The organism is Fodinicola feengrottensis, assembly GCF_039530045.1.
Lineage (GTDB): Bacteria > Actinomycetota > Actinomycetes > Mycobacteriales > HKI-0501 > Fodinicola > Fodinicola feengrottensis.
In genome coordinates, this window is sequence record NZ_BAAANY010000001.1 from 325,412 (window position 1) to 347,537 (window position 22,126).

Annotated in this window: 20 protein-coding genes; 10 read left to right on the top strand and 10 right to left on the bottom strand. The window is 66.8% G+C overall.

All coding sequences use genetic code 11. The features are described from left to right. Positions 1-610: 610 nt before the first annotated feature. From ABD301_RS01540 to ABD301_RS01580, 9 genes are all read left to right on the top strand, one after another. Positions 611-1,396 (top strand): SAF domain-containing protein, encoded by a 786-nt coding sequence (locus ABD301_RS01540; protein WP_344306405.1) that lies wholly within the window; start codon positions 611-613, stop codon positions 1,394-1,396. 3 nt (positions 1,397-1,399) lie between these two features. Then, on the top strand, positions 1,400-2,410 hold the full coding sequence (locus ABD301_RS01545; protein WP_344306407.1) for a MinD/ParA family ATP-binding protein: 1,011 nt from the start codon (positions 1,400-1,402) through the stop codon (positions 2,408-2,410). Next, positions 2,395-3,867, top strand: a complete 1,473-nt coding sequence (locus ABD301_RS01550; protein WP_344306409.1) for a TadA family conjugal transfer-associated ATPase — start codon at positions 2,395-2,397, stop codon at positions 3,865-3,867. Before ABD301_RS01545 ends, ABD301_RS01550 begins: the two co-directional genes overlap by 16 nt. Before the next feature lie 6 nt (positions 3,868-3,873). Beyond that, a complete protein-coding gene (locus ABD301_RS01555) occupies positions 3,874-5,778 on the top strand; it encodes a type II secretion system F family protein (protein WP_344306410.1) in 1,905 nt (634 codons plus the stop codon). Positions 5,779-5,875: 97 nt separating this feature from the next. Beyond that, a complete protein-coding gene (locus ABD301_RS01560; RefSeq protein ID WP_163571946.1) occupies positions 5,876-6,112 on the top strand; it encodes a hypothetical protein in 237 nt (78 codons plus the stop codon). A gap of 4 nt (positions 6,113-6,116) precedes the next feature. Then, the gene (locus ABD301_RS01565) at positions 6,117-6,542 is read left to right on the top strand and encodes a TadE/TadG family type IV pilus assembly protein (protein ID WP_163571947.1); all 426 of its coding nucleotides are present in this window, start codon (positions 6,117-6,119) and stop codon (positions 6,540-6,542) included. Further along, on the top strand, positions 6,542-7,000 hold the full coding sequence (locus ABD301_RS01570; RefSeq protein ID WP_344306412.1) for a TadE/TadG family type IV pilus assembly protein: 459 nt from the start codon (positions 6,542-6,544) through the stop codon (positions 6,998-7,000). The genes ABD301_RS01565 and ABD301_RS01570 overlap by 1 nt, the downstream gene beginning before the upstream one ends. Continuing rightward, entirely contained in the window at positions 6,997-7,533 is a 537-nt protein-coding gene (locus ABD301_RS01575) for a pilus assembly protein TadG-related protein (RefSeq protein WP_344306414.1), read from the top strand. Before ABD301_RS01570 ends, ABD301_RS01575 begins: the two co-directional genes overlap by 4 nt. Continuing rightward, positions 7,533-10,613, top strand: coding sequence for a hypothetical protein (locus tag ABD301_RS01580; protein WP_344306416.1), 3,081 nt, complete (start codon positions 7,533-7,535; stop codon positions 10,611-10,613). The genes ABD301_RS01575 and ABD301_RS01580 overlap by 1 nt, the downstream gene beginning before the upstream one ends. A gap of 342 nt (positions 10,614-10,955) precedes the next feature. Here ABD301_RS01580 and ABD301_RS01585 read toward each other — a convergent pair whose 3' ends face one another. The 4 genes from ABD301_RS01585 to ABD301_RS01600 all read right to left on the bottom strand — a co-directional run bounded on the left by ABD301_RS01585 (position 10,956) and on the right by ABD301_RS01600 (position 15,176). Next, positions 10,956-12,581: a DUF3560 domain-containing protein gene (locus ABD301_RS01585; RefSeq protein ID WP_344306418.1), complete on the bottom strand. Its 1,626-nt coding sequence runs from the start codon at positions 12,579-12,581 to the stop codon at positions 10,956-10,958. Positions 12,582-12,587: 6 nt separating this feature from the next. Then, positions 12,588-13,097, bottom strand: coding sequence for a helix-turn-helix transcriptional regulator (locus ABD301_RS01590; protein ID WP_163571954.1), 510 nt, complete (start codon positions 13,095-13,097; stop codon positions 12,588-12,590). 378 nt (positions 13,098-13,475) lie between these two features. Further along, a complete protein-coding gene (locus ABD301_RS01595) occupies positions 13,476-14,549 on the bottom strand; it encodes a hypothetical protein (RefSeq protein WP_163571955.1) in 1,074 nt (357 codons plus the stop codon). A gap of 75 nt (positions 14,550-14,624) precedes the next feature. Then, positions 14,625-15,176 (bottom strand): hypothetical protein, encoded by a 552-nt coding sequence (locus ABD301_RS01600; RefSeq protein WP_344306421.1) that lies wholly within the window; start codon positions 15,174-15,176, stop codon positions 14,625-14,627. A gap of 800 nt (positions 15,177-15,976) precedes the next feature. On the opposite strand from ABD301_RS01600, the gene dnaN reads away from it, so the two are divergent. After that, a complete protein-coding gene (dnaN, locus tag ABD301_RS01605; protein WP_163571957.1) occupies positions 15,977-17,245 on the top strand; it encodes a DNA polymerase III subunit beta in 1,269 nt (422 codons plus the stop codon). Here the strand turns inward: dnaN and ABD301_RS01610 are convergent. The 6 genes from ABD301_RS01610 to ABD301_RS01630 all read right to left on the bottom strand — a co-directional run bounded on the left by ABD301_RS01610 (position 17,147) and on the right by ABD301_RS01630 (position 22,027). After that, complete coding sequence (locus ABD301_RS01610) at positions 17,147-18,154, bottom strand: replication-relaxation family protein (RefSeq protein WP_344306423.1); 1,008 nt, start codon at positions 18,152-18,154, stop codon at positions 17,147-17,149. The two genes, dnaN and ABD301_RS01610, sit on opposite strands and share 99 nt — an antisense overlap. Before the next feature lie 218 nt (positions 18,155-18,372). Continuing rightward, positions 18,373-18,711 (bottom strand): hypothetical protein, encoded by a 339-nt coding sequence (locus ABD301_RS01615; protein ID WP_163571958.1) that lies wholly within the window; start codon positions 18,709-18,711, stop codon positions 18,373-18,375. Positions 18,712-18,842: 131 nt separating this feature from the next. Next, complete coding sequence (locus tag ABD301_RS01620) at positions 18,843-19,559, bottom strand: hypothetical protein (RefSeq protein ID WP_344306425.1); 717 nt, start codon at positions 19,557-19,559, stop codon at positions 18,843-18,845. Positions 19,560-19,679: 120 nt separating this feature from the next. After that, complete coding sequence (locus ABD301_RS01625; RefSeq protein WP_344306427.1) at positions 19,680-20,564, bottom strand: SH3 domain-containing protein; 885 nt, start codon at positions 20,562-20,564, stop codon at positions 19,680-19,682. A 76-nt stretch (positions 20,565-20,640) separates the two neighbouring features. Then, a complete protein-coding gene (locus ABD301_RS42730; RefSeq protein WP_486320477.1) occupies positions 20,641-21,042 on the bottom strand; it encodes a DUF8033 domain-containing protein in 402 nt (133 codons plus the stop codon). A 175-nt stretch (positions 21,043-21,217) separates the two neighbouring features. Further along, positions 21,218-22,027, bottom strand: a complete 810-nt coding sequence (locus ABD301_RS01630) for a hypothetical protein (RefSeq protein ID WP_344306429.1) — start codon at positions 22,025-22,027, stop codon at positions 21,218-21,220. Between the last annotated feature and the right edge of the window lie 99 nt (positions 22,028-22,126).

Here is a 22,126-nt window from a genome sequence, read left to right on the forward strand (position 1 = left end):
GGCAGCCGGCGGCCCGCCGGTGTGCCTGGCGAATATGGCCGGTCAGGGCGGACCAGGCGGTGGGACGCCGGTACCCCTGCCGGTAGTGGCAGCACAGTTGGGTGCACAGGCGGCGGCGAATCTGCGGCTGCCAAAACTCGGAATTGTGACGAGCCCGCCGGTAGCCGCTCGCCAGCTGGTCTCGGTACCTACCTGGATGTGGGTCACAACCGCGTCGTGGTCGTCTCAGTCAGCGACAGCTGCCGTGCCGGGGTTCAGCGTGACCGCTGTCGCGACGCCACAGGTGGCTCGATGGGGAATGGGTGACGGCGTCGCGGTGACATGCCGTGGTCCGGGTACACCGTGGCGGGCGGGGACCGATCCTCGCCGATCATCGCCTACGTGCGGGCACACGTATCTACACGCCTCGAACGCCGCCGCTGGTGGAGCTTTTATTGCGTCCGCGACAGTCTCGTGGCGCGTGACGTGGAGGAGCTCGGACGGCACGTTGTCGGGAGTCGGGCCGCCGTTGACGACCAACGCGTCGGTGCGACTGGTCGTGTCGGAGGCACCGGTCCTGAACGGATAGCCGCATCCGGTTGGTCGAGATCTGGAAGAAGGGGACGTAGCGATGGCGGTACGGGACGGGCCGACGTACAGCCCGGTCGGGATGACGGCCGGGCCGCAGGCTAATGGCCGGCCACCGCGACGCCCGGGGTGGCGGCGGCAGCTGCCATGGCTGCTGGTTGGCGTGCTGGTGATCACGCTCGGCGTGGTTGGCACGGCGATCCTGGTCAGCGCGAGCAACCAACGGCAGCCGGTGTTGGCCGCGGCCCGCGACCTCCCGGCCGGCCACGCGATCGCGGCGGAGGACCTGCGGATCATCCAGATCGCCACCGACGCCGGTGTTCCCCTCATTCCTGCGAGCCATCGGGCCACCGTGATCGGTTCGCGGCTGGCCGTGGCCGTACAGGCGGGCGCACCGTTCACCACCCGCCAGATCGGTGCCCCCGCGTGGCCGGCGGCCCGTCAGGGCGTGGTGGGCGTCGCTGTCGAGGCGGGCCGCTACCCATCGGGGATTGCGCCAGGGGATCACGTCGCGGTGCTGTTGGACCCGCAGCAGCAGACTGGTGGCTCTGTCGATCCTGCAGCGTCGAGTCCGGCGACCGGCCCGAGCGGGTCAACGAGCGGTGCCGCGTCAGGCCCGCAGGCACGGGAGCGGGTCGACGCGACTGTGATCGCGGTGACGGGGACGGACACCGTTCCCGGTGCTCCGGCGGCCGGGCAGGACGGTGGGGGTGGTGCGGCGCGGGCTGGTGGTGCGGTCGTGGAGTTGCAGACCTCCGAGGACGGCGCGGTGCTGGTGGCCTCCGCGCCGGGAGTTCGGCTGATCGCCGTCGCCGGAGACGGGGGCTGAGGCATGCCCCTGGTGGTGTTGTGTTCGGTGACGGGCGCGCCGGGAGTCACCTCGGCGGCGCTGGCGGTGGCCGCCCTCTGGCCGGCTGACCAGGACGTACTGCTGGTCGAGGCCGATGCTTCCGGTGGTGATCTGGTACCGCGATTGACGCTGCGCCCGGAGCACGGCATCACATCCCTCGCCACAGCCACGCGGCACGGCGTCGCGACGGCCGGACTGTCCACGCACGCGCAGCCGGTGCGGATCGGTGGCCGCCTGATCGGGGTCGTTGCCGCGCCGGTCGGGATGCGCGAGGCGCACAGCGCCGTCGGAGCGGCCGTGGCCAGCGGTGTCCTCGCGCTTACCCGCGATGCGGCGGTCATCACGGACTTGGGACGTCTCCAGGCTCCGGACCTCCGTCGCGACACCACACGACCACAGGCCGCTGGCGTCGAGTCCGGCCAGTCGTCCTGGCAGCTGCTACGGGAAGCCGACCTGGTCCTGCTGGTGACCGCGGCGCGGGCCGATGCGCTCAGCCACGTCGACGCACTGCGAGAAGACCTTCTCAGCGCGGCCGGTAGTCGGCTTCGCCTGTTGGTGATCGACGACGGCCCGTACGGGGCGAGGGAGATCGCCGATGCTGTCGCCTGCCCTGTCGCTGGAATGATCCCGCATGATCCGCGCGGGGTGGTACTGCTGCGCCCGAATGGCCCCAACACCCTCGTGCGTACGCGGCTTGGTCGCGCGGTACGCCAGTTGGTCCGTGGCATCTCCGATGACCTCGCAGCCAAGTACGTCGTTCAACCGACGGCAGCGCGGGAACCGCAGGCCGCCGGTGCGGTGGTCGCATCGGTGGCGCCGCAGGGATCGGCATTGGACGCTGTGCCGTCGCACGCACCCTATGCATCCCCGTATCCGGATCCACCAGTTCATAGTCTGCCCACCGCACAGGCTCCCTTTATCCCGATTTCTTCGGCGCCGCCGTCCGTGGCGGGCGCGACTGGTGAGGTGCCGTTGATGTGGAAGACGCCGTGACTGGCCCGACCGCGCTCCCACCGGGGTTCGGTGGGGAGCAACCTGCGGTCAACGGGCATGCGGTCACCGAGGTCTCCGGCGGGCACGGAGATCCGCGTGCGGGCGCTGTCGGCCGCGCCGTCGTCCCACTGAGCGCGTCTACTCAGGTGGCGCCGCCGGAGGTGACCGGACGGATGCGGGCCTGGGTGTCCGAGCGGATCAGCGAGCGCACGGACGAGACCGGAGAGGCGTTGTCCGAACAGGACCGCTTGAAGCTGGTCACTGAGCTGTTGCCGCAAGCGTGCGAGGTGGAAGTACGGCGGGCGATGCGGGCCGGCACCTCGGCGATGAGCCACGCAACGGAGGAGGCGGCCAAGCGCGCGGTCCGTGACCGGCTGCTGGGATTGGGTGAGTTCGAGAAGTACATGGCCGATCCGCGGGTGGAGAACATCAGCGCGAACGGCTACGACAACGTGTGGCTCAGGTACGCCGACGGCAGCAAGGCCCGGGTGGCGCCAGTCGCGGACAGCGACGCCGACCTGATCGCGCTGATACAGGAGGCGGCGGCACGAGCTGGCCGCGACGGCGGTGAGGAGCGGCGCTGGGACCCCTCGTCCCCGGAGCTGCGGCTGCAGCTTCCCGCCGGGCAGCGGCTGGAAGCGGTCGGCTGGGTGGCGCGTCGTCCATCGGTGGCGATCCGGTGTTTCCGGCTGTTGAACACCACTCTGGCGGACCTGCAAGCTTTGGGCACTGTCGACGCGTGTATCCGCAGCCTGCTCGCGGCGGCGGTGCGCGGCCGGAAGAACATTCTCGTGTCCGGCGGCCAGGCGGTCGGCAAGACAACCTTCGTGCGCGCACTGACCGCGGAGATGTCGCCGGACGATCGGCTCGGCGTCATCGAGGACGTCTTCGAACTCGACCTCGACCTGGACGAGGAACGGCATCCGGACGCGATCGCGTTCCAGGCTCGCGACTCGACCGCCGAGGGCGTGGCCGCGGTCGAGATCCAGGAGTTGCTGCGCTGGGGCCTGCGCATGCACATCGACCGCCTGCTGGTCGGCGAGGCGAGAGGTTTTGAGGTGGTGTCGATGCTCCTGGCGATGAGCCAGGGATGGGACGGATCAATCGGCACCATCCATGCCCGCACCAGTCAGGACGCCCTGACCCGGCTGGTGGTCTACGCCCAGCTCGGGCCCGCGGGCGGGGCGATGGCACCTACCGCGGTGATGTTGACCGGTACCGCGGCGCCGTTGGTGGTGCACCTGGCGTTCACCAGTGGATCCCCTCGGCGGCGGGTGGTGTCCTCCATCAGGGAGGTCACCGGCGTGGACGAGGCCGGACAGGTGGTCTCCAACGAGCTGTTCGCTCCCGGTCCGGACCGCCGGGCCTGTCCGGCGTACCCGCCGTCGCAGCAAACCTATGACGAACTGGTCGAGGCCGGGTTCGACCCGCGGACGCTCGCTGTGCCGGGGCGGTGACCGGATATGGGCGGCGACCAGCTTTCCGGTTCGGTGACGACGTGGCTGGTGGTGGCTTGTGGCGCGGTCGTCGGGATCGGCGCGCTGCTGGTGTTGGTCGCGCTGGCTCGGCGCCCGCGCGAGACGGTCGAAGCGCCCGGCGACGATGACGACCTCGCCCCTGGTGCCGTCGATGGCCAACCGGGTGCCGGTAGGGGAGCGCGGGGCCGCTGGTCGGTTGTCGCGGCGGTCGGAGCGGCGGTGGCCGGGTGGCTGATCACCGGCTGGCCGGTCGCCGGCCCGTTGGCGGCACTGACCGTGTGGTTCTGGCCGCTGATGGTCGGCGGCACCCGCCAGCACGAGGAGCGGGTCACACGGTCGGACGCGATCGCGACGTGGACGGGACACCTGGTCGGCTCGGTCCGCGCGGCCAGCGGCCTGCAGCAGGCGCTGGTGCGGTCCGCGCCGCTCGCGCCGGCCGCGATCGCCCCGGTCGTACGCCGCCTGGCTGCCCGACTGCGTGCCGGTCAACGTACGCAGGAGGCGCTGCGGCACGCCCAAACCGATCTGGACGACGCGACCGGTGATCTGGTGATGATCGCGCTGGGTATGGCAGCTCAGCACGCCGACGGGCTGGCGGACTGTCTGGAGGAGATCCGTGTCGTCGCCCGCGATGACGCCGACCTGCGCCGGGACACCCACGCGAACCGGGCCCGCGCCCGCACAGCGGTGCGGGTGGTGTTGGGCTCGTCGGCGGCGATGGTCGCGATCATGCTGTTCGCGTTCCCCAGCTACCTCACCGCCTACCGCAGCGTTGCCGGACAGCTGGCGTTGGTGGTGATCGCCGCCGGTTACGCGGCGTGTCTGTGGTGGATTCGCCGGGTCGCCGACATCCCCGACGAGCCACGCATCCTGGTCAGCGGGCCCACCCCAGGGTCCGGCGGTCAGCGCGCGGCGCGGCGACTGGACGAGGTGACGCCGATGGTCGCCTGGTCGCAGGCTCTCGGCGTCCCAGCTATCCCCCTCCTAGCCGCGGTGGGCGGGACAGGTCCGACCGCGACAACCGCGATCGTGGTCGCGTGTGGGTACGGGGCACTGATCGGGGTGGGTGTCCTGCTGGTTGTGCGGGGTGTGTGGCGGCGCCGTCCGCCGCTGGTTGACGTGATCGCCGCGGCGACCGGCACTACCGCACCGACCCGCGGCTGGTGGGACGACGACGGCTGGTTGACGCGATTCGCCACCAGTCTGCGGCTGCTCGGTCCGGCCGTGAGAGCGGACTTACGACTGCTGAGGCGGCCTGTCCGTACGCACCTGGGCCGCTGCGCGCTGACGGCTGCCGGGTGCGCGCTCGGCGCGGCCGTCCTGTGTGTCCTGGCCGCGGCACCCCTGCTCGTCACCGCCGCGGTAGCCGGTATCGCCGCGGTCGGCGGCGTCTGGTGGACCGGCCGCCAGGTGACCGCGGCAGCGACCGGGCAGCGCGACGGTCTGCGGCACGCACTGTCGGTGTGGCTGGATCTGGTCGCGATGGCAACCCGCGGCGCCGCCGGTGTCGAACAGTCCGTCGAGCGTGCCAGCGCCCACATCCGCGGCGAGTCGGCCGACCAGATCCGGGACGCGGTGATCAAAGCCCGCAACCAAGGCGTCGCGCAATGGCGCATGATCCGCGCACTCGGTGAGCGCACCGGGGTCCTGGCCTGCATCGACGTGGCCGCGATCCTCGAACTGGGAACCACCGACGGCGCCCGCGTCCAAACCGCGCTGCGCGACCAGGCCGCGACCCTGCGGCGGACCCGCCGCGCGGCGGCCAAAGAACGGGTCACGGCCGCCACCGAACGCATCTGGGTCCCCGCCTCGATCATGACCATCTGGGTCCTCGCGCTGGCGATCTATCCCGCCCTCACCCAGTTCACCACCACCGGGATCTCACCATGACCAGTGACGACCAACCGCCCGCGTCCGGCGCCCGAAGGCAGGCTCTACGACGAATCGGCGCAGCCACGGGCGACAGCGGAAGAAACGGGATTGAGCCATGACCACCACATTTCTGAGGAAAACCAGGGCGCGATGCGCCGCCGCGCTCGCATGGGCGCAGGCTGCCGTGCTGGCCTGGATCACCACGCTCCGAGCCCGCGACCCAGAGGCCGGCGACACCACCCAAACGGCCATCCTGACCGTCATCGGTGCCGGCACCGCCCTCCTGATCGCACTGGCCATCAGGGCATGGGTCACCGGCAACCTGAAGTTCCCGTCCATCGGCGGAGGCTGAGCCGGTGCCCCCGCCGACGTGGGCCGGCCGCGGCTTGTCGAGCGAGGAGGGTTCGATCGTCGTGCAGTGGGCGATCGTCGTCCCGTTGGCGCTGCTGGTCGCGATCGGGATCGTCCAGGTCGGCCTTTACCAGCGTGGGCAACAGATCGCGGACGTGACTGCCAGCCACGCCCTCGTAGCGGCCCGCCTCCTGGGTGGCACCCCGGCCGATGGCATCGCGGCCGGAAACGCCGCGGCTACGCAGATCGGCGGCGGTTCAGTGCGCGACGTACGGGTCACCATTACCCAAAACGCCGACACCGTGAACGTCACCGTGCAGGCCCGTGTCCTCGCCCTGCTACCCGGTCCCCTCGCCATTGTGCGGGCGCAAGCCGTCGGACCCCGCGAACGGTACGTCGCGGCCAGTCCCACTCTGCAGATAGCGCATTGATGGCCACCCAACCCGCCCAGCTACGCGCCCACCACGCAGGCAAGGACGGCTCCAGCTCGGAGGACGGCTCGGCCGCCGCCGAGATGGCCGTACTGATGCTGGTGTTCGTCGTGCTCCTCGGAGCGGTCCTCGCCGTCGGCCGCGCCGGGTCCGCCGGACACGTCGTGCAGTCCGCCGCCCAAGCTGCCGCCCGCGCCGCGACCTTGACCCGTACAGTTTCCGCCGCCCGCGGCCAAGCCACCGCGCTCGCTGACCAAACCCTGAACCAACGCGGAAAACTGTGCGCGAGCAGGCAGGTGCAGGTCGACCTGGCCAACTTCCGCCCAGGCGGCACGGTCCGCGTCCGCATCTCTTGCACCATCCAGCTGGCCGACCTGAGCCTGCCCGGCGTCCCAGGCACGGCCACATTCCAGGCCAGCTCCGTCAGCGGCGTTGACGTGTTCAGGACAGTCGGATGAAGCCCAACTCCTCGCTGGCACGTCGTGGGGCGGCCCGGGCCCGATCCAAGCGACCCGAGCTCGCCGTTAACAACGCCCCCAACCTTCCTGGCATAGGCGTCCACAACCGTGCGCTGTGGGCACAGGACGACGGACAGATCAGCCCGCTGATCGCCGTTCTTTCCCTCGGCATCATCATCTTCATCGGCTTCCTCTGGGAGTCCTCGATCACCATCAACGCCCAGGACCGCGCCCTGGGCGTCGCCGAATCCGCCGCCCGCGCCGGCGCCCAGCAGATCTCGCTGGCGAAGCTGCGCGGCGGCAACCGCGTCCTGACCCTCGACCCGACCGCCGCGCGCACCGCCGCATACCAATTCCTCCGCAGCTCCAACGCACAGGGAACCGTGACCGCCACGACCTCGCAGGTGTCGGTCACCGTGGTGGTGACCACCCACACCCGGTTCCTGCAGTTCACCGGACTGGTCGGCGACGCCATCACGGCCACCGCGACAGCCCGCCCCTACGTCGTCCCCCTTCCGGGAGGCGCAGGGTAATGACGCAGAGGCAGTGGGAGCCGACTTTCCTCACCGGACTGGGACGCGTTGTGCGGGCGATCCTCGCCGCCGCGGTCCTGATCACGCTGGTCATCGCCCCGCCGTGGCTCCTGCTGACCCTGACTAGTGTTCCCCTCCCCGACCACGCGATCGGCTGGGACGACATCGTGGCGTGGAACAGCTACCTGTCCGTCTCCACCCTCGTCCTGCGAGCCGCCACCTGCATAGGCTGGGTCAGCTGGGCTGCCCTCGCCAGCTACATCATCGCGACCTCCATCCGCGACGGCGCTGACCAACTCCGCGCGATTCGGACTCACGACCACAGCCCACGCGGCAACACCGGCGGCCCACTACGGGCCGCGATCTCCGGCCTGGTCGGCCTCATCATCGCCGGGCTGATGACCCGCGCCGCTCTCGCCTCAGACCCGAGCGCCACTGTCGAGTTGCTGCGCGACCGACCAGCAGTGACCGCGCCGCCCGCCCCAACGAACACGGGCCGCGGACCCGTCAACGCCGCCGCGACGGCCGCACCACAGGACCAGGCAGACAGCACTAATGGTGGGTGGTACGAGGTTCACAAAGGCGACAACCTCTCGAAAATCGCGAAGAAAAGATACGGGAAACCCCGGCTCTGGACCAAAATCTGGCAGGCGAACCGGGGACACCGGCAACCAGAAGGCAACGTCTTCCTGAACCCCAACCACATCGAGCCGCACTGGCGACTCTGGATCCCCGGTCGCACTGCCAAGGCGGCGACATCCGGACAGCCCGGCGTCGCGGCCCTCCCTGCGCTGCCGCCCACAACAGACCACTCACCCGCGACCAAACCCTCAGCGAGCACGTCGCTACGCGGCGCGGCGTCGCCACACGCCCCCGCGTCGGCACCGCAGGAATCCACCGGCAGCCACGATTCACCGCCTCATCCCGCGACACCGGCAGCCAATCGACCGGCCGACACGGGCATGGTCGACCTGCCCGGTGGCGGGTGGCTCACCCTCGCCGCAGCCGGCGCGCTCAGCGCGGCACTCGCCCTCGCCTACCGCCGCCGCCGCCGATCGGTGCACTACCGCAACGTCGACACCACCACCGGCGAAGCCACGACCCCGCTTGTCCGGGCACTGCACCAAACCCAGCCGGGGACGCTGCGCTGGTCCGCGCCCACATCACCCGCACACCAACCCAAACCCGCGGCAGCGGCTCAACCCGCTCTTCCGTTCGCGGTCCGCGCGAGCGGCCAGCTCGTCGGTCTCGAGTACACCCCTGTACTACAGCTTCGCGGTCCAGGTGCTCGGGCCGCCGCGCGAGCGATCATTGCCATCACCGCCGCGACCGGTAACCCCCATGACTCCTCCGGCGGCGCGGACCTCGCACTGACCAACGCGACCTTGACTGACCTCTTTGCCCCCAATCTCGCTGACGCCTGGAACGACCGCGCCGAGAGTGTCCGTCTGGGCATCGGTGACATGAGACTCTGGCCGACCGCTGAGCAGCTCGTGGACTGGCTAGAAGAAGTGCTAATCACCCGCCGCCGCACAACGTTCTCCACCCCTACAACGGCGCCAACAGCAGTAACCTCGCGGACAACGCGCTACCTGATCGCTCTCGTCGACACACCCACCACCCGCGATCCGCGGCTCGCGGCCATTCTGCGCGAATCCGCCCGCCGCGACCTGGGCATCATCGGAGTCCTCCTCGACGACCACCCGGATCCGCGCGCCTGCCACGTCGACTCCGACGGCAACCTCACTATCACCGCCAACGGCCCCACCCTGCTCGACGGCGCCCGGGCCAGCACACTGCCACCCCAGCATCTGGCCGACCTGCTCCACCAACTCACTGATACGCCAGTCTCGGCGGAACAACAAGACGGCGCCGTCCAAACCAACATCCCGGCCTGTCCGGCTTTTCCCCGTACCCCAGATCTCGCCGGCGATCAGTCCAGCCAGCATCCGCGGCCGGCAGGCAACGACTCCGCGCAAGACCAAGCAAGCAAGGCTGCCGGCAGCCACTCTCCTTCACGATCGGCACCGCCGCTGTCGACTCAGCTCACCACGAACGCAACGCAGAAAGAGGCACACCACGACCATGACCTGGACGTGATCTCCGCCGAGTTGCCGGACTTACCAATAAAAGCCCCGCCTGTGTTGCGATCGACGACATCTCCCGACATCGATCGGCCGAGCATGGCCAAAACTACGCCATCGAACGTCGCCGCACAGATTGTCGCGCCAACTCCCCTTTCGAACCCGTCAGGTACGGCATCGACGCTCGAACACGACGCGACCGCGACGGACGAACGGCCATCTGCGGACCCGCCAACCGCGTTGCGTCTACGTGTCCTAGGTCGGCTCGATGTCCGCGACACCACCGGGGAGCCGGTATTTGTCACTGGTAAAGCCGCCGAACTGCTCGTCCTGCTCGCCGTCTATCCCGACGGCGTGCGGCTCGGCGACCTGCTCACAACCCTCTGGCCCGACCACCCACGCAACAGCGCCCGCAACAACCTGTCCACATTGCTGCGACGCACCCGCCGCCAACTCTCCACGCCCGCGTCTGGATGCGGCGACGACGCAGCGGCCGGAACAGGCATCGTCCACAGCGAACTCGGCTACCGGCTCGACTCCCAGCTGTGGGCGGTCGACCTGTGGGAGATTCACCGGCTGCTCGCCGACGCCGCTGCGAGTACCAACAACGCTGATGCCGCCAACCGCGCCCTGCAGCTCTACCGTGGCCGCTTGGACACCGGTGACACCAGTCCAGAATGGTTACCCGAACTCGACCAGCACCTCACTTCCACCCTCGTCGGCCAGTTCGGACGGCTCGCCGAGCGATACCTGGCCGCTGACCACGACCTCGCTGCAGCCATCGCCCGAACACTGATCGACGTCACGCCAGAAAACGAATCCCTCTATCAACTGCTCCTGCGCGCCCACGCCGGCAAACCGGCAGCACTTCGCGGCGTGCGCGACCTGCTGACCGCCAGGATGAACGATCTTGGCGTTGTTCCGTCCCGCGAGAGCATCGCCCTCGCCGACAACCTCTACGCCGACGCCGCAAACCCCGTGCCAACTCATCGATAATGACGCTAGCTCTTCCCGCGCCAAGCCAACCGCCGCAGCAAGTAATCGCCGAACCGCGGTGAGCGTCGTCTTGGCCACGAACAATCGCCAGTCACGAACAGCCGCGGCGCGGCCGGTCACGAACGAGCCCTGGCTGTCCGTCGATTTGTTAGTCCCACCAGATTCGGATCTCGTACGGGTCCCGACCGACCTCCGTTCCATCCCAAACTTTCCGATCGTTGGGGTCATCCGGAACCGGGAACTGTTGGACGCTGATCTCATCCGCAGACATTGCGCGCGCCCATGCGGTGACATCGCGGGCGTAATGGATGCGCGCTTGCTGGGTGAGCTTGGTTCCGGGATTTACGGTCTTATCGTTTGCTTTGAGGAACCGTTTCGTCCAGAACGGCACGGTGACGTTGCCGGTGAAGACGGCGGATCCTGTGCGGCTTGCGGGTAGGTGGACAGCCACCGGTGCGTTTGCAGCCATTCCTCTTCGCCGTCCCGCAGTCGGACGCCGATCCAGGTGCCGCTTTCGTGGCGGTTGAGGGGATCGCTGATGGAGTCGACGGGGCCGGCGAACCGTCTGTGGAGTATGCGTGCGTTGCCAGTGAGGTCCCAGATGCCTTTGATGAGGTCACCGGATCGCAGCTGGTCGACGCGCCGGTCCACCGCCGGGGTGTCAGGGAGCCGCCAGTCCGGTGTGAGGTCGACAGCCGGCAGGGACTCAGTGACGTCAGGGATGGGTTCCCCTGCGGTGAGGCGTTTGTAGGCGCCCAGGTATGTGGAGGCGAGGCCGCGGCGTACGTCGAGGGTGGCGCGTTCAGGGTGGAACGCGGCGAGTTCGGCGTCGGCGGCGTCCAAGTCGAGGCCGTGGACGAGGCGCTGTGCCCATCGGACGTGGCGCGTCGTGTCGGAGTATGCGTTGGACGGTACCGACGCCGCGGCGAGCAGGTGCTCCCACCGGGCGACGCGCACGGCAAGTTCGACCGGCCACGGTTGGCCGTGCGGGGTGTCCCATTGCTGGCCATCCCGGCGTAGACCGGTGATGCGGTCCATCTCTACCAGCTGGCATTGGTCGCGGTTGTCCACGCGGACCGTTTTCTTGTTGACCCGGGACACCGAGCGCCACTCCCAGCCGCGCACACACACCTGGTCGCCGGGCTGGAAGTCGGCCGTCGTCCATGCGACGAACACTCCGGCGTCGGCCATCGCGCCAAGCACGGTGTGTTGATGCGTGATGTCGTCGGCCAGTCGATCGATCTTGTCCTGCGTACGCTGGCGCGCGTCGCCGCTGGCGCTCTGCAGGGCGAGGTGGCGTTCCAGGATGCGTTTGTTGGATTCGAGCTGTTGGATTCGTCGCATGATCGCCGGGCCGGCGTGTTTGGCGGCTTCGTTGGCCGCGGCGCCGTGTGCGCGAGCAGCCAGTTTGGAGGCGTATTCGGCTTCGCTGCTGGCGGTGGTCATCGCGGCATCGATATGCGCCTGGTCGCGGCGAGCGCGGGTTTCGCTGTGATGCCCAACCAAGATCGGCTGGCCGAGCGGAATGAGGTCTGTGATTCGCTGAGCGCGGTCCTCGGCGCGTGAGCTGCGCGCGGTGGCGCGGTCGGCGCGATCGCGGAGCCGGTCGGCATGGGCGGCGATGCGTTCGCCGCGGTCAGCCTCGCGGTCCGCAGCCGCGCGCCACGTGTTGTCGATGTCGACCTGAACGGCGAACCCGGCTCGTTCGAGCGCGTACTTGAGCGCGTTGATCTTCGGTTCGTTGGCGTTCTTGTCCCGGCTGAGCCGCAGGTAGATTCCGACATCGCGGCTGTAGCGAAACCCTTGCTCGCGTGCGATTTCCCATACTCCGTCTCCCTTACCGGAGCCCTCGACTCGGGTTCCGGTCGCGTGCGAATGGGTGATCTGGATGACGGGTGGATCGGGGTGGGGGTTGTGGTGGTCTGGCGGCGGGGTGTCGTGGCGGCTGCTGCCGCAGTGGTCGGGCATGGGGTTTCACCGTTCTGTTTGATCGCGGGAGGATGTTGGGTCGTCGGCGTTGCGTTCGTGAGGGACGGGCGATCGCGGGCGGCCGGTGCTGTGGGTGGTGGCTCGGGTGTCGGCGTAGTGCCAGGCTGTTTTGCGTAGCCAGCGGCGGCGTGATCCGCCGTTGGAGGTCGGTTCGCAGTCGTCAGCGAGCATCAGCAGGTCCGGTTGGATGCTGCGTGGGCCGTGGTAGCCCAGGACACGGGCGAGTTCGGTGGATTCGATGAGGTCATCGGGGTCGCCGGTGCGATCGACCGGGGTCAGGCGAGCGCGTTTGGCTGCCTGGTGGGCGTGCCACCAGACGCGGATGTCCTCGGCGTCCCACCAGTGCGAGCGGTCATCGACCGGGAGGTGCATGGGGAAATGGGTGTGGCTACGGCGGTAGCGCCAGTAGGACACGGTGCCTGGGGAGACGCCGAGGCGTTCAGCTACACCGTCACGGTCCAACAGCAGCCGGCCGGCGACCGTTCTTTGGGCCATGTCCGTCTCCTGACGTGGAAATGGTTAGTACGTACGGGGTGCTTCCGCATGTGCCCTGTGTCCGTAAGATCGACAGCACGCCTTTCGTGCTTTGTCGGCTTTCGCGTTCGCGTTGGGCCGCGTGGGAGCGCGTGGGTGAGGTGGCCGAGGCGGTTTGCGGCGCCCTTTTGAGGGCGTTCCGCCCCGGCCACCGTCCATCACGAACTCCCGAGCTGGCCTGAGGTGCGAGAGGTCAGCCGACGGGGACCGGCCGCAATACGGTGGTGTCGCCGTCCGTAGCGCCAGTTGCCTTAGATCGGGTGTCGGCGGGATTGCCTGGGCGGCCGTTGGTGACAACTGGGTTCGAGACCGACGCCAGGTGAGGCAGGGCTGGCTCGCTCAAGATGCGGACGGAGGGCCGCCTGGTGTTGACGCGCGCGTGGTCATCGGTCGGTCGGGTGACAGGGTTTCGAGCAGGTCTCGACGGACAGTGCGGGCATGGCTGCCCGAAGCGTGGGCATGGTCGGCCATTTCCTGCCCGGTCGGGATGTGCCCGTGGGCGACATGTGCGCGGAAGTACGCCCGCATCAGGTCGGCCTTGACCGTTCTCTCCTCGCAGTCTGGATCCGTGTCGTCCAGCTCGCTGGCATCCTCGTCCGGACCGGCATCCTGCGGCACCGACCGCATCTGTTCAGCATGCCAACGCAAAACGGCGCGGCGATGAGCGGCCCGGCGCTGGTCGGTATGGCGGCGGTCGGCGGTCAGCAGCGCCCGTAGATGCGCGACCAGCGCCAACATCACCGGTGGGAGCGCGGCGGCTGCCATCGCGATCCACGACCAGACACCGTTGACGCCGGCGGTGAGGGTCAGCTGGTGATAGGCGGCGTTCGCGCCGACGGATGCGGCCATCGCGCCGAGCGCGCAGCGGCGGGCGAACGTCAAAATTGGGTCGGTCTGTTCCCGATCCACCTTTTCCCAGTCGTCCGCGAACTTGCTGGGATATTCGTTACCGTCCTCGTCGGCCATCCAGTCCATGTCCGGATCGGCTCGTGGGCTCCGGGACTGCCATACACCAGTGGTCGTGACCAGGAAAACGTCGACAGCGATAGGCAGCAGCCACGCCAGCTGGACATGCAGACCGAACAGGTTGAGGGAGCCGGTCATGCCGACGATCTCGGCCATGTGCGACCAGGCTGTCCAGGAGATCGTGCCGGAAGTCAGGCCGACAGTCAGGATTCCAACGTTAGTCCAGAAATTGCTGTGTCCGACTGATTCGAAGCCCGGGTCGCCGTTTACCGCGGCAGCGTGCGTCGGGATATGTGTCGTCGGCCCGTTGTCTGCTCGGCCGCGTCGTGGTGGGCGGTCCTCGACCAGCCTGGACGGCGGATCGGCGATGTCTGGAGGAAGGGGGGTGGCGCTCTCTACGGTGTCGGTTCGTGGCGAGTCGCGGACCTTGTCCTGCAGGGTGGTCATGGCGGATGGCCTTTCTCTGTAGCGAAGTTGGGGTCCGGATCGACCGGACAGCGGGATTTGGATCTTCGCTTTCGTCTATTGCCTTGTGGTTCCGTTCGGGCAGTCGTAGTGGTGGGCGGGGTCGCCGTTGAATTCGAACGGGCGCAGGACAGGGTCGGGGCGGTCGAGATAGTCGCCGAGATCAGCGAAACTGGCCACGTCCGCCACCGGCACCACGCCGGCACATTGCGGGCACTCCTGCAGGAGGCACCATGCCGTCAAAGGCGCGGAGCTGGAGGGAATGAACCGCCATTCCTTGCCGGCGACCGGATCGGTGAGCACGACCAGCGTGCCCGGGCATTGACCGGACAGTCCATATCGGCGGTCGGGGTCATCGATCACGACGATGGCGGCGACCGGCGTATCGAACGCCACGGCCACCTGCCGCGCGATGGCCGTGCGCTGCTGCCACAGCTGCCAGTTCTCCCTGCGACGCGCGAAACCCGGATCCGTCGCCCGGGCGACCATAGCCGCCTGGATCGCCCGGCCGGCCAGTCCATTGAGACCGGTTAGATGATCCGTACCACCTGCGATGACCGGTGGCAGTTCGGTGTTGCTCACGGCGGTGTCTACTTTCTCTTCACTCATAGGACAAAGATGATGAGGAGCGGTCGGGGCAGTGCGGCCAGATGGCGGCGCCGCGCACCGTGTCGAGCTCTGCCTCCGCCCACTTGAGGCGGTCAAAGGCGGCGTATGTCCGCGGCTGGCGTTGTCTTCCAGCACGTAGCGTGCAGCGGCGGACGCGGCTGAATCGACGTGGACATGCGTATTTCTCCTCCGCGTTCGTATTTCCGTCTGACGACCGAGAAGACCAGGTTGTGCAAAGGTGGCGGCGGCCTGTCTCCCCCTCGCAGTCAGGCCACCGCCGGTCTGTGTCTCCGGCCACAACGAAACTCTTGCGCGCTGATGAAGAGCGCACCTCGCTCGACGAAGTTCCGGGCCTGAGGTGGCGCTCTCGCGCTCGCTCATCGGTTGCCGCTGTCTTCGTGTAGGCGTCGGTTCCGGCGCTATGGCGGCGGGGAGGAATGGTGTCTGGCGGGCATCCGGTTCACCTTCGTTCGGGTTGGTTTCGTGGATAGTCCGGCGGCGGGTTTGCGGTTCCCGGTGGCCGACTGATTGAAAAGGTACCGACCGCACTGCGCGCCGCCAAGACTTTTCCGGCGGTAATTATGTGCCACGACCCTTGGCGCACCGTGACGACGGAAAAGCCAGTTATGGGGGATGATTCTGTGGTTCACGGTGCGCCATGGGTCGTGGCACATAATTACCGGCGGCAGGCTCTTGGCGGCGCAATATCGAGTCGGTAGCTTTTCATTCATCGGGTGCGACGCGATTCCGCAAATCGCCCGCCCACCGAAAGAAACCAAATCAGGTAAGGAGAAAGTGTCATGACTATGTCCGCAATCACCATCCATGCTAACGAAATCGACAGCAACCGGGGCGGCCAAGGCCACGCGGCCGACGTTTCCGTGTTGTTGTCGGTAGCGACCGACCGCGCGACACTGGTCGAGGCGTTGCGCGTCGTCTCGCCGGCGGTAGCGAACCGTCCGCCGGTCCCGCTGCTCAGCGGTGTCCTCCTTGAGGGCGCGCCCAATGGTGAGCTGACGGTGAGCGCTTTCGACTACGAGACCAGCATCCGCGTACGCGTGCCGGGCGCGGCCACCTCCTGCGGGCGGCTGCTGGTCGACCACGGCGAGCTGACCCGGTTACTGGCAGCGATGACCAAAGGCGCCCGCAAACGCGACGCCGATGCGCAACCGGTCACCCTCTCCACGAACGCGACAGGCGATGCGACGATCAATCTCGCCGGATACCGAGTACCCGTCACCACCTACCCGCACCACGAGTACCCCACCGCGGCCACCGCGCCGCGGCTGGTCGCGCGGGTCGATCGCGACCTATTCGCCAACGGACTCTCACGTGTGCTGCCGGCGGTCGGCGACGACGACACCCTGCCGATGCTGACCGGCGTACGCATGCAAGTCCGGGCCGGTCGCGCAACTCTCGCCGCCACCGACCGATACCGGTTGGCGCTCGCGACCGTCCCGGCGATCACCACACCGCTGGACCTGCCCCGCAGAACCCAAGCGTTGGTACCCGGTCATGTGCTCTCCATGCTGCCGACGCGCTTGACCGGCGACCACGTGCGGATCGGGATGGATGATCGTGACGGTTTCCCAGTCGGGTTCACCTGCGGGCTCGTGACCATTGTGACGAACGTGCTGATCGACGCCGACTACCCGAGGATCGACACACTGTTTCCCGACACAGCGACGGTGACCGTGGTCGCCGACCGCGCCCGACTGCTGGCCGATGTGCAGCGCGCGGCAGCGATCTGCGTCGCCAAGGTAGACAAAACCCAACAACTCAGGCTCACGCTCGCCACTGACACACTGACGGTTTTCCCGATGCTCGACCAGCACGCCAACAGCGCGACGGGGCCGGCGCAGCCGGCGCGGATCGACGGTGAGCTCCAGAAGCCGATCGCGTTCCGCGCGGCCTACCTCGTCGACGCACTGCGATGCTTTGAAGGCGACACGGTCGTCCTGCACGTCACCTCACCGATCAAACCGATCCTGCTGACTGACGAGCCCAACGGTATCCGCGCCTCTGCTGCCTACCGGCATCTGGTGATGCCACTCCGGCTCGGTGGATGACGACATAGACGCGGTCTCAGTCCCCATCCCCTCGCGGTCCACCGCGGCCCCCAGCAGGCCCGGACGGGCACCGATCGTGGACGTTGGCTCATCCGCGACTGGGATATCCGCGAGCGTGCGGACGGCGCCCTCATCGCCGACTACACGCCATACCGCGCCGGCCGGGTTGCTGGTCTCAGGCCGGCCGGAGGCGGTCGCGACCACCAGACCAGGCGGCACCCGGCGGTGCAGTGCATGCCGCACCGCTCGCTCGCGGGCCGGCGTCGGGAACCAGAACAGGATCGGGAAGTTCCACTGTGTCCCGACCAGCGGGGCATAGCCGGTCAGCTTCTCCGTCACCTGTCGCAGTCCCTCCGAGCCCGTATCGAACTCCAACCACCACGGCACCCTCGTATCACCGGATACCCACACACCGTGCCCATCGGGCCGCGCCACGCGATGCAGCGCGGCGGTCGCCCGCTTCTCCGACCACCACCGACCCAGCTCGTACCCCCGATGCGCGCGGGCGTAAAAGGCCAGTGCGACGAAAAACCCGTTGCAGCCCAACAGGTGGTGGATCGCGCCAGAACCCGCCAGCCGATCGGTCGCCGCGCGCACCGACGCCGGCCGCGGGACGGGGCGGCCGTCTCGGGAAGCGAGAATAGCGGCGCCTAGAGGACCCAACGTCCACCGCCACGACTGTGAACCTGGCCGTACGTGATACCGCCACCGGTCCAGCACGTCCCTGCGATGCAACAGCAGCAGCCGTTTACGGGCTCGATGGCCGCTGAGGAAACCGAGGGTCGTGAGATGTTCGGTGGTGAGGGTGCGGTGCTCTCTTAGCAGCTCCAATAGCCACAGATCCCGGGGTGTGATCCGCACCAATTCGTCGGCAACACTCCGGGTCGTGGTCGTGCATGTGTCGGGCATCCTGTTGTCTCCCTTGCTTGAACACAGCCAAAATCTCCGCCACGAACGAGGGTGGCAGGGGTGGACGCAGACGTCAGGCCGCGCACCCGGCGGCCCTGTACGAGGGGGCACCCGGGTGCGTGTATGCGTGTCGTTTCATGCCGGCTACAAGCCCGTCGGCCTGGAATGGGCTGCGCCGGCCCCTTTGGGAGGGGGCTTTCTCAGAAACATTGCAGGGATTAATCGCGGGTACCGGTGGGGCTTCCATCTTGCCGCCGCCGCCATTCCCAACCGCGCAGCTGCGTGAGGTGGTAACGATTCTCGGCTTCGGTGTCAGCTGCGCATCGTTCCCGCTCGTGTCCGTGGCTGTCGGTCAGCACCAGCACCTCACCGTCCCACCGTGCGCGCATACCGACGACGCCTGGTTGCGCCTGACTTTGTGTACTATTGATCCACTCCACGAGTGTCGGGAAAAGTGGATCGGTTCCGTCGTTACGAAACCGGATCGTGAGCGCGAATTCGCCATCCTGTGCTTCCGGAATGGATAAACCCTGTTTCGTACCGCCGTCGTCAAGCATGTGGGTCTCCCTTTGGCGACTGACCGTTGCGGTCCAAGCCGAGGCGACCAGATAACCCTGCGTAGCGCACCATTCCCTGTGCCATGTCGGCTCCTATTTTGGGGTCGGCTCTGGATGAATGGGTGGCTCTCTCAATCCGACTTACGGGACTGGGGTTGCGGATCCCAGCTCTCCCAGCCCCAGCCGAGCACCCTGAGAGCGTATCGACCGTCCTCGTCGGATCCCAGCTCGTAGCGCTCTGTTTCCTGACCTGAGTTGTCCGTCGTCACGACGGCGTTGCCGTCCCAGCGCGCGCGTTCACGCACAATGTCGGGTCTGGCCGCGTTCTCCGCGTTGATCCAATCCATGACTACCTGTACTACCTCAGGCCGGAAAGCGGCGCCGGAGGCTCCATCCGCTATGAGCGCGGGGAAGGCGGGATCGGTTCCATCGTGATGAAAAAACATGGTTACCGGTAGTTCGCCTTTGTGTGACTCAGGGATCGACCACGGGTGTTTGGCGTCGTCTGCGGGTGTGGGTACCGGCACCCAGTCCCAGTAGCGGTGACCGAGGCTGTATCGGCCATCGTCTCGCGGTTCGTAGCGCTCGGGACTGAAATCGTAACCAGGCCAGGTGGACTGCACGACGATCGCGTCCCCATCCCACTCAGCATGTTGCCCTGTTCCGCGTTCGTAATATTCGCCATTAATCCACTCAACGATCGCTGACGCGATTTCTGGTCTGAAATCCGCCCGGTACTGACCAGCGTCGTCTATGTAAATAAGAGCCGGAAATTTCTCGGGTTCGTCGTGGTCGGTGCGGACCACAACATTCTCGCCGTCCTCCGGTTCTGCGACCTGTCGATTCATGAGTTTGGCTACTCTCTTTCAGAGGGGAAGTAGGTTTGATGTGGTGGCGCTCTCTCGGGCCGCGCGCGGGACGTCTGGCCAGATCGAGTGCTGTATTGGGTGACGATTGGTTGGCGTTCTCTAAGAGGAAGCGCTCTCTGTCGGGGTGGCGTCGCAGGGGATGCCGGTTTGCGGGGGAGTAACGGGTGGGGTGGCGGAAACTGCGAAGGTCAGGGTCCACTGGTCGCAGCGCGGACAACGTGCTCTGCCGTCGCCGTATAGGGAGTACGGCCGCTCGAATTCGATTTCCCCGAAATGCAGTGGATCTGCGATGGTCGTTGGCTGAAAATCCCTGGATCCGCTGTCGGCGTACCAATGGGATCCGCAGCTGGAACACTCAATGTCGCAGCGCGAAGCGTGGAAGGCGGTAATGTCGTTGATACGCTGCCGAATGCTGTCGACAAGATCGCGCCGGCCGCCATCGCCGAGGTAACAACAAGTGTACTGGACGTCTCCATCGTTTCTATCATTTCCGCTGCTGCCGACGAGATACCAGCCTGCTGGGATCGGGTCGAATCGGCGCCCGACCTGCCCCTGCCACCATCCGGAGTCTTCCATTTGATAGACGGCTATCTCTGTAGGTCGGACAGAGATGGGAACGAGTACGCTCGTCAGGCAACGCCAACCGCTGACGTAGGCGTCCTCTGGTGCGTCGTACCATTCGGTCCGCGCGTTGGTCACGACTCCGAGACGCGTAAGGTTGTATTCCCAGTCGGTGCCGGAGTCTTGGGATGTTGAGTACGGTTCGCAGTCGTTCGGGTTGGCGATATCGAACTGAACGAGGTCAGGATCCGCCAACCCGGAAAAGAAGAGATTGGTGTCCGGTATATATCCGAGTACGTCTCGCAATGCCTCAGTGTTCTGAGGATTCGTGTCCAGTGCGCTCATGAGGGATTGGATGGACCGATGGCTGTCGAGGTGTAGGCATTCGGCGCCGAGCTGTGGCCAGGTGAGTTTCGTGGACATCAGGCGCACTCCAGACGTATTCAGGCGTAAGCATGTTTGTTGATCAGATGAACGGGGTGGCTCGCTCAGGAAGCGATCAGGATTGCGATGGTTGGTGCCGTTTCGTGTGGAGTCGGTCCCGGTAGGTATCGACAGCGAGGCGCACAAGATTCTGGTGTCCGGTGGTGGTTTGGGAGTAGTGCTCGGCAGGTACTGTCCAGCCCTGCGTAGGCGTGTACCACGCGATAGGGGTCCGATAGGAGTAAACGACGTAAACCATCGCGTCCTGCGGGCCACCACTTCGCAGCAAGGTGAGGAAAACCTCGCGCCAGCGCTGGCACAATCTCCCCGTGCCACTGCCCCAACCGGCCGCTTCATTGTGTGGATGGGCGCTTCCGCGCATGGATCCGTTGCTGTTCCGGAAGTCGCACCCGTCGCTAAGGAACCGCGCCAGTACCGGCCACTCATCCTTTTTGTTGCGGAAAACCATGGTTCGCATGACAAACTCCGTACTCTGATGAAAGGTTCATGTGGCATATGCCTGAAAGGGTGACGACGTGCGTCGGTCGCAGTCGTCGGCGTGGGGTCAGCGGACCGAGGTGGCGCTCTCTCGGACGGTTGAGAATCCCTTGGGGTCTACCGAATCCACATCTGAGTACTAGCCTCTGAAGCCTTCAGATGACCATGAATCCGACGCGCCCCGTGCCGCATTGTGGGCAGGAGACTCGATTGTCGGTCTCGAACCCTGCAGCGTCGTCAAAATTCCACGGGTCGGCATCGAATCCGTATTCGGGCTGAAACCTCCACGAGCCGGATTCGGCGAACCATCGCGTTTCGCAGGCATCGCATTGCGCCTCGCATCGTGAAGCTGTGAAACCTTCTACCTCGGCAACGTGACACATGAAATCGTCACTCATTCCGAATGAATCCCCGAGGTAGGCGACACCGACAGTTTTCGCGGTGTAGTCGCCCGTTTCGCCGATCAGATACCAGCCGGCCGGTACGGGGTCGAGTTGGTCGGTGACTTCCCAGTGTGACGCGTAGCTGTGGCTGTAACTGTCCCAGCGGTCCGGGAAACGGTAGCGCACCTCGACAGGGATCACGGTCTTCGGGACGTGTAGGGTGGTCAGCGCGCGACCGTCGGACAGGTACGCGCCGCTCGAGGTTTCGGTCCACTCGGTACGGACGTCCGTGATGATGCCGAGTTTTTCCAGTTCGTACAGTCTCGACCCACGCTCGGCGTACCGGCCGACCGACGGGAGATCGTCGCCCCTCGGCTCGAAGTCGTCCACGTGGATCCTGTGCAGCAGAGGAACCAAGTACAGCGCGGATTCGGACTGGGGGAAGCATTCCAGAACCTCGGTAAATGCCGCACTCGAGTCGGAGTCGGTCTCGAATGCGTCGAGCACCTCTCGGACAGTCTGGCCGCTGTCGACAGCTATGCAGTACCTGTCGACATCCGGGCAGTACAGATCTGTGGACATGTCGCGCCACATCCTTCATTCGGTTGGTTCGTGGGAATCGGTGCGAACGAGGTTTGCGGTTCCCCGTTCGCTCCGACTAATGAAAAGCTACCGACTCAC